Source organism: Anabaenopsis sp. FSS-46, from assembly GCF_029891665.1.
In the GTDB taxonomy this organism is placed as follows: Bacteria; Cyanobacteriota; Cyanobacteriia; order Cyanobacteriales; family Nostocaceae; genus Anabaenopsis; species Anabaenopsis arnoldii.
In genome coordinates, this window is the sequence record NZ_JANQDG010000038.1 from 41,929 (window position 1) to 48,325 (window position 6,397).

The 6,397-nt window shown below is 39.8% G+C and carries 8 protein-coding genes and 1 pseudogene; all 9 read left to right on the plus strand.

All coding sequences use genetic code 11. The features are described 5' to 3' along the window. The first annotated feature begins 16 nt into the window (after positions 1-16). Positions 17-595 carry a DUF4255 domain-containing protein gene (locus NWP21_RS03735; RefSeq protein ID WP_280791665.1) on the plus strand — a complete coding sequence of 193 codons (579 nt, stop codon included), beginning with the start codon at positions 17-19 and terminating at the stop codon, positions 593-595. A gap of 100 nt (positions 596-695) precedes the next feature. Continuing rightward, on the plus strand, positions 696-1,595 hold the full coding sequence (locus NWP21_RS03740) for a hypothetical protein (RefSeq protein ID WP_280791666.1): 900 nt from the start codon (positions 696-698) through the stop codon (positions 1,593-1,595). Positions 1,596-1,659: 64 nt separating this feature from the next. After that, positions 1,660-2,814: a phage tail sheath family protein gene (locus NWP21_RS03745; protein WP_271733762.1), complete on the plus strand. Its 1,155-nt coding sequence runs from the start codon at positions 1,660-1,662 to the stop codon at positions 2,812-2,814. 28 nt (positions 2,815-2,842) lie between these two features. Then, positions 2,843-3,997, plus strand: coding sequence for a phage tail sheath subtilisin-like domain-containing protein (locus tag NWP21_RS03750; protein ID WP_280791667.1), 1,155 nt, complete (start codon positions 2,843-2,845; stop codon positions 3,995-3,997). A gap of 20 nt (positions 3,998-4,017) precedes the next feature. After that, positions 4,018-4,461 (plus strand): phage tail protein, encoded by a 444-nt coding sequence (locus NWP21_RS03755; RefSeq protein WP_280650064.1) that lies wholly within the window; start codon positions 4,018-4,020, stop codon positions 4,459-4,461. An 11-nt stretch (positions 4,462-4,472) separates the two neighbouring features. Further along, positions 4,473-4,835, plus strand: coding sequence for a phage tail assembly protein (locus tag NWP21_RS03760; protein ID WP_271733759.1), 363 nt, complete (start codon positions 4,473-4,475; stop codon positions 4,833-4,835). Positions 4,836-4,852: 17 nt separating this feature from the next. Next, positions 4,853-5,005, plus strand: a pseudogene (locus NWP21_RS19065) (DUF6760 family protein); the annotation flags it as partial. A gap of 32 nt (positions 5,006-5,037) precedes the next feature. Then, positions 5,038-5,505, plus strand: a complete 468-nt coding sequence (locus NWP21_RS03765) for a phage tail protein (protein WP_271733758.1) — start codon at positions 5,038-5,040, stop codon at positions 5,503-5,505. Positions 5,506-5,563: 58 nt separating this feature from the next. Beyond that, on the plus strand, positions 5,564-6,397 hold an 834-nt coding region (locus tag NWP21_RS03770), incomplete at its 3' end, for a hypothetical protein (RefSeq protein ID WP_280791668.1).

A 6,397-nucleotide genomic window follows, 5' to 3' on the forward strand; every position in this document is an offset into this window, starting at 1 on the left:
AAATAGGAATTTATTCATGCTAGATGACTTAGATAGCACCCTAGAAAAATTACTAACTCACGAATTACCAGAGTTAAAACGGTCAAGTGAAACCAACGTGGCTATTAGTTTTGATATGCCCTTTGAAGGTTCTATCAAACAAAAACCAGCCATTAACCTGTTTCTGTATGATGTCCGGGAAAATCTGGAAATGCGCAGTAGTGAATGGTCGGTGCAACGTCGCCAAAACGGTACAGCCGTTAAAAAACGTCCTCCAGCTAGGATAGATTGTTCCTATTTGATTACCGCTTGGGCTAATTCCGATGACCCCCAACAAGAACATCACATTTTGGGAGAAGTAATGAAATTATTGCTGCGTTATCGGACTTTACCAGCAGCAATTTTACAAGGTAGTTTAAAAGGACAAGAACCATTACCCGTAGGAGTTGGTTTACGTTCTAGCTACTTACAAAGTTTAGGGGAATTTTGGCAAGCAATTGGAGGAAAACCCAAAGCAGCACTCAATTACACAGTAACAATATCCGTACCTGTGGAAGAACCAGAAACAGAATTTCCTCTGGTACTTTATCAACGCACGGAAATTAACAGAATTTAATCACAGAATTTAAATTTAATAATTCTGCTAATTATTGATTGTGCCATACCTTAGCCCTGATTCCTCATGCTTAAATTGTTCTGCAACTACCATCGAAAAAATGCTAAAGCAACAACTATTTCAACATCAAATCATCATAGCTGGACAAGTTAAGGATGCCATCACAGGGCGAGGAATTTCCGGGGCTATGGTTAAGATTATTGACGCTCCTGATGAGTTTATTAACTCCGTCATCTTCAAGACTCAACTCCTAGGATTACCAGGCTCAATGCAGTGTCGCTCAGGGAATACCGACCTTGATTCATCCCCAGCAAGCCTACCTACAGCAATTCAAGAATTTCGACAAAACTTGAGAAATCCTCAGTTACATACTGCTGATAAGGTGCAATTATTCCAGGCTTTATTGGCAAATAATTACCTGAGTAGGCGGGATAAGTTTCAAGGGTATCAAGAAATTATTGACTATTTCCCCTACAACCCCAAAAATAAACAATCTCAACTAGGAAGAACTAAAACTATATTTGATGGTTGGTTCTATTTCAGAAATTTACCAGCAGGATGCTATCAATTAAAAGCATCTTTATTTGATGATCCCAGGCGTTATGCCAAGGGTCAAGGTCAAGTTGAAATGACGGATGATATAAATAATAAAAAGATTATTAAGGAGGATGAAAATTTTGCTGTATTTGATACTATTAATACAGTAGAGTTAAAATTACAACCAACAACGCTTATAGGCACAATCACCAGTGCGGATGATAACGACCCCATTGGCATGGCTAGAGTAGAAATTCAAGGGAGTAGAGACCACACTTTTAGCTCTACTGAAATCCTTAAACAATCACAGGGAGAATGGAATTATCGACTTGTTGGTATAGAAGCAAGTAATACTCCCATCACAGTCATAGTTTCAGCTAAAGGCTATCCCAAACAACAAAAACAAATCTATTTGCAAACAGGGGAAGTGAAATCATTAGATTTCCAATTAACCGTCAATTGAGATTTGCTCAATTCTCAATTGCATTTGTCCGATAATCACAATTATCAACAAAGGAAAAGATATCATGCCCACCTATTTTACCCCCGGTGTCTATGTTGAAGAAGTATCTTCAGGGGTAGCGCCGATTGTCGGTGTAGGAACGAGTACGGCCGGTTTTATTGGTATCATTACTCTAGCTGCAGCTACTGATGATACTGCAGCAGAAACTATACCAACTGCTGAAAGTGAAGTCAAACTGTGTACAAACTTCAGTGAATTTAAGAAATTTTTTGGGGATTTTTCCACTAATTCTGGTCAAAGTATCCTCGCCCATGCGGTTTATGGCTTCTTCAGAAATGGCGGAACTAGGTGTTTTGTCACTTGGGTAGCAGAAGAAGCAAACCTAGATGCAGCTTTGGATAAATTTGAAGCCATTGATGAAATTGCCATTGTTGCAGCGCCTGGGGTTACCAGTAAAACAGCCTTAGCAAAAATTGATATTCACTGCCGCAATTTAGGCGATCGCTTTGCTATTCTGGACACAGAAGAAGATATTCCCGTTGACTCCGACCAACTAAAACCGGGTAGTGACAAGCTACTAGGAAACTCAGATTATGCAGCTGTATATTATCCTTGGATTCAGGTTTACGACCCCGTAAGTAAAGAAGTGAAATTTGTTCCTCCCAGTGGACACATTGCTGGTATTTATGCGCGGGTCGATGATAAAAGGGGAGTTCACAAAGCACCTGCTAACGAACCAATTTTAGGCGCAGTTGGTTTAAAGCAGGATATCAGCAAAGCTAAACAAGCACCATTAAATAATGATGGTATCAATTGCATTCGTAATCTTAACGGTAACATCCGCATTTGGGGAGCACGGACATTAGGCGCAGGAAAAGATAATCCCGACTTCAAATATATTAATATTCGTCGTCACTTTAATTATCTGCGTGAGTCCATAGACGAAGGAACCCAATGGGTAGTATTTGAACCCAATACCCCAGAACTATGGGCAAAAATTCGCCGCAATATTACCGCATTCCTGACCAATGAATGGCGCAAAGGTGCATTATTTGGCTTAACGCCTGAAGAAGCATTCTTTGTCAAGTGCGATGCAGAAAATAATCCTGCAGAAACCCGCAAACTCGGTCAAGTAGTGACTGAAATTGGTGTCGCAGTCATAGAACCAGCAGAGTTTGTGATCTTCCGCATTAGCCAACTTGTGGAAGAGAAAAAATAACTTATTCACCTATTCCCTTAATTAACCTATGCAGACATCCACACACCTTAATTTAACCGCCCCTGGTGTCTATTTACAGGATATTCCTGCTATACCAGGTCAAGATTTACTCACGGGTGTTCCGGTGTTCTTGGGGGTTGCTGAGGTTAATAATTTTCCGGAAAATCATCATCCTGTACCGCAAATGCTCACACTCTGGACTCAGTTTGTGCAGTATTTTGGTAAACCATTACCTAATAGTTATTTAGGTCATGCGGTACGGGGATTCTTTGAAAATGGCGGTCGTCTGTGTTATGTGGTCGGTTTAAAAAAACACACTCTGGCAGAATTGCAACAGGGCTTACAGGCCATCGAAGCACTAGATATCATCGATTTAGTATGTGCGCCTGATATTCTGCAAAACTCTCCAGAAGAAGCTCTGGAAATGCAACAAGCTATACTGGAGCATTGTGACACAATGGGCGATCGCTTTGCCATTCTTGATGCTTTCAATATCTCCAAAACCGAAGATATCAAAGTGGTGAAAGCACAACAACAAGGATTAATTGGTGATAATGGTGCGCTCTATACTCCCTGGTTGAACATAGAAAACGCCTCCTGTAACATTCCTCCTTGTGGTCATATTGCGGGAATTTATGCGCGTAATGATTCCCAAGTTGGCGTTTATCGCGCCCCCGCTAACTATTTATTAGAAGGAGTTTTGGATTTAAGTCTTTTATTTTCCGATGTAGATTGGCAAATATTAAACTCAGCAACAGGAGGCGGAGTTAACTGTATTCGCAGTTTTAGAAGTCGGGGAATTAGAGTTTGGGGTTCACGCACCTTAAGTCAAAATCCCGAATGGCAATATATCAACATTCGCCGCCTCAAAATCACTATTCTGCGGTGGGTAGAACGTCATTTAATCGATGCTGTATTTGAACCTAATAATACAGATTTATGGGTAAGGATAGAGCGGGAATTAACAGTTTACTTAGAAACTCTTTGGGAACAGGGAGCAATTCAGGGGGAAACTACAGAAGAGGCGTTTTATGTCAAATGTGACGCACAAACCAACCCGCCAGAAATCCGTAAGACTGGAAGGATAGTTACCGAAATTGGTTTCGCGCCTACTACTCCCAGTGAATTTATTTTGATTTCCTTAGTTCACGGTAGTAGCGGCGTTAAATTTGTCGAATCTTAGTAATTTCAGGAGCAATTATCATGCCTAATGTTAAAGATACCCATGATCCATTTAATGGTTATAATTTCTGGGTAGAGTGGGATGGTATCGTCCATGCAGGTTTTAGAGAATGTGCTGGTTTGAACGCCACTAGAGCCGTGATTGAATATCGAGAAGGTACAGACAAAAGTTTGGGACAAAGAAAAGTACCTGGTTTAAATAGCTTTGGTAATATCAGCCTCAAACGAGGAATTACTGATAATGATGAACTGTGGAAATGGCACAAAGATTTATTAGATGGTAAAGAAATCGAGCGCAAAAACGTTTCTATTATTCTCGCTAATGACTTAGGAGAAGAAACAATTAGATGGAACCTAGAAAATTGTTGGCCGACTAATTGGAGCGGTCCAGATTTTAATGCTACTGCTAGCGAAATAGCAATAGAATCACTAGAATTTGTTCACGAAGGAATCACCGTTGGTTAATGTGAGGAAAAATGCACCAGACTGAATTTCTTTTTACCCTACCTCGTGGCTATATCGATGCAGAAGGAAACCTTCATCGTGAAGGAACTATGCGACTATCAACAGCTTTTGATGAAATCGCCCCTCTGCGCGACCCCAGGGTACAGAGAAATCCTGGTTATCTGGTGATTATTCTGCTAGCACGAGTGATTACTAAGCTAGGAACTTTAGACCAACTCAATACCAAAATTATTGAAGAATTATTTTCTGGGGATTTGGTTTACCTGCAAGACTTTTACCAACGAATTAATCAAAATGGTCATACACGCTTTCAGGTTTCCTGTCCCCATTGCGGTGGTGAGTTTGAAGTCGAAACTTCCCCAGTGGGGGAGTAGTTTGCTACCCCTCAGAACGTCTTCTAGAGGAGGTAGCTTACCTTTCCTATCACTTTAATTGGTCTTATGACCAAGTAATGAATATGGAACATTGGGAAAGACAACAGTGGGTAGCTCAAGTAGCGCGTATTAATCAGCAGATTAATCAGCAGTCAGGTAATACTAATTAAATATTGATCGGTTATCTCAATAGGGGATATTTATGGCAAAATCGCAAAAAAAAAACAACAGTAATTCCGACAAGAACGCCCATGACCCCTATATGGCTTTCAATTTTATGGTAGAAATTGATGGTTTAACAGTCGGTGGCTTTTCAGAAGTTACAGGATTAAGCAGCAGACTGGAGTTAGAAAGTTATGTAGAAGGGGGTGTTCATCACCGTGTTCATCAATTCCCCAAATATATGACTTATCCCAATTTAGTTTTGGTGCGGGGACTGGGGGAAAGAGATGATTTATGGAAGTGGTATGAAGATGCTACCAGAGGTAAAATTCGTCTCATTAACGGTACAATCATGGTGCGAGATGGTCAGCAATCAAAATTAATTGCCTGGAACTTTAAAAAAGCTTATCCAGTAGCTTGGGAAGGACCACAATTAAATGCTAGTAATAGCTCACAAGTGGCTTTTGAACGTTTAGAATTAGTCCATCGGGGAGTTTATAAAGCTTAATAAAAATGGTAATAATCTCAGCATTGGATGCCAGAATATAACTAATTAAAAATCTACAATGACATCTACTAATTTACCAACATGGCAAAGACATCTTAATCCGCAACTTGTCAAAAGATTTCATAATCTGTTGACAAAACCGGGGGTTATTAATATTCGCATGGGGAGAAATATTATTGAGCGATCGCCCGATCTTTTTCACCGCTTACCTCTACTCGCTCAACAAATGCAGCGTTGGTCAACTACCATTGATTTAAAATCAGAATCAACCCCTATTATTTATATTCAAAATCAATACCATAAAAATCAAGCCACAGAAGCTATAAATCCTAGCTTATCATCATCAGATATTGGTCAAATTAACCAGCAAATTCCAGTTGTTAAAGCTAAAGCAATTACAGTTAAAGAAACTGCTGGAGAAAATCAGCGATCGCAATCAACACCATTAGTTTTACAACCATATAATTCTTTAGCTAATTTAGACACAAATATTTCTACTCAATCCGAAACTACAAAAACGGATTTTTTACCGAGTCAAACTCATAAATTAGTATCATCAAACTCAACCACAGAAAAAAGTGATTTCTCAGAAATTCCCATTCAACGTAAGTTAGATACAACCTCATCACCCAGTGTCAGCTTACCAGTAGTTTCCGCTGAAAAATCTTTCCCAAATCAGTCATCACAAGACATCCCTCTAGTTAATGTAGTTAATCCCAACTCTCCCATTGGAGAAACTACATCAACCTCCGAAATTCCCATTCAACGTAAGTTAGATACCACATCACCCAGTATCAGCTTACCAGTAGTTACCGCCGATAACTCCCTCACAAATCAATCCTCACAAGATATCCCTCTGGTTAATGTAGTTAATCCCAACTCTTCCATTGGG

What these genes read in the sequence shown, in the direction of transcription:
- NWP21_RS03735 (WP_280791665.1), top strand. Translation starts at nt 17, where the DNA reads ATGCTAGATGACTTAGATAGCACCCTAGAAAAATTACTAACTCACGAA.
- NWP21_RS03740 (WP_280791666.1), top strand. Translation starts at nt 696, where the DNA reads ATGCTAAAGCAACAACTATTTCAACATCAAATCATCATAGCTGGACAA.
- NWP21_RS03745 (WP_271733762.1), top strand. Translation starts at nt 1,660, where the DNA reads ATGCCCACCTATTTTACCCCCGGTGTCTATGTTGAAGAAGTATCTTCA.
- NWP21_RS03750 (WP_280791667.1), top strand. Translation starts at nt 2,843, where the DNA reads ATGCAGACATCCACACACCTTAATTTAACCGCCCCTGGTGTCTATTTA.
- NWP21_RS03755 (WP_280650064.1), top strand. Translation starts at nt 4,018, where the DNA reads ATGCCTAATGTTAAAGATACCCATGATCCATTTAATGGTTATAATTTC.
- NWP21_RS03760 (WP_271733759.1), top strand. Translation starts at nt 4,473, where the DNA reads ATGCACCAGACTGAATTTCTTTTTACCCTACCTCGTGGCTATATCGAT.
- NWP21_RS03765 (WP_271733758.1), top strand. Translation starts at nt 5,038, where the DNA reads ATGGCAAAATCGCAAAAAAAAAACAACAGTAATTCCGACAAGAACGCC.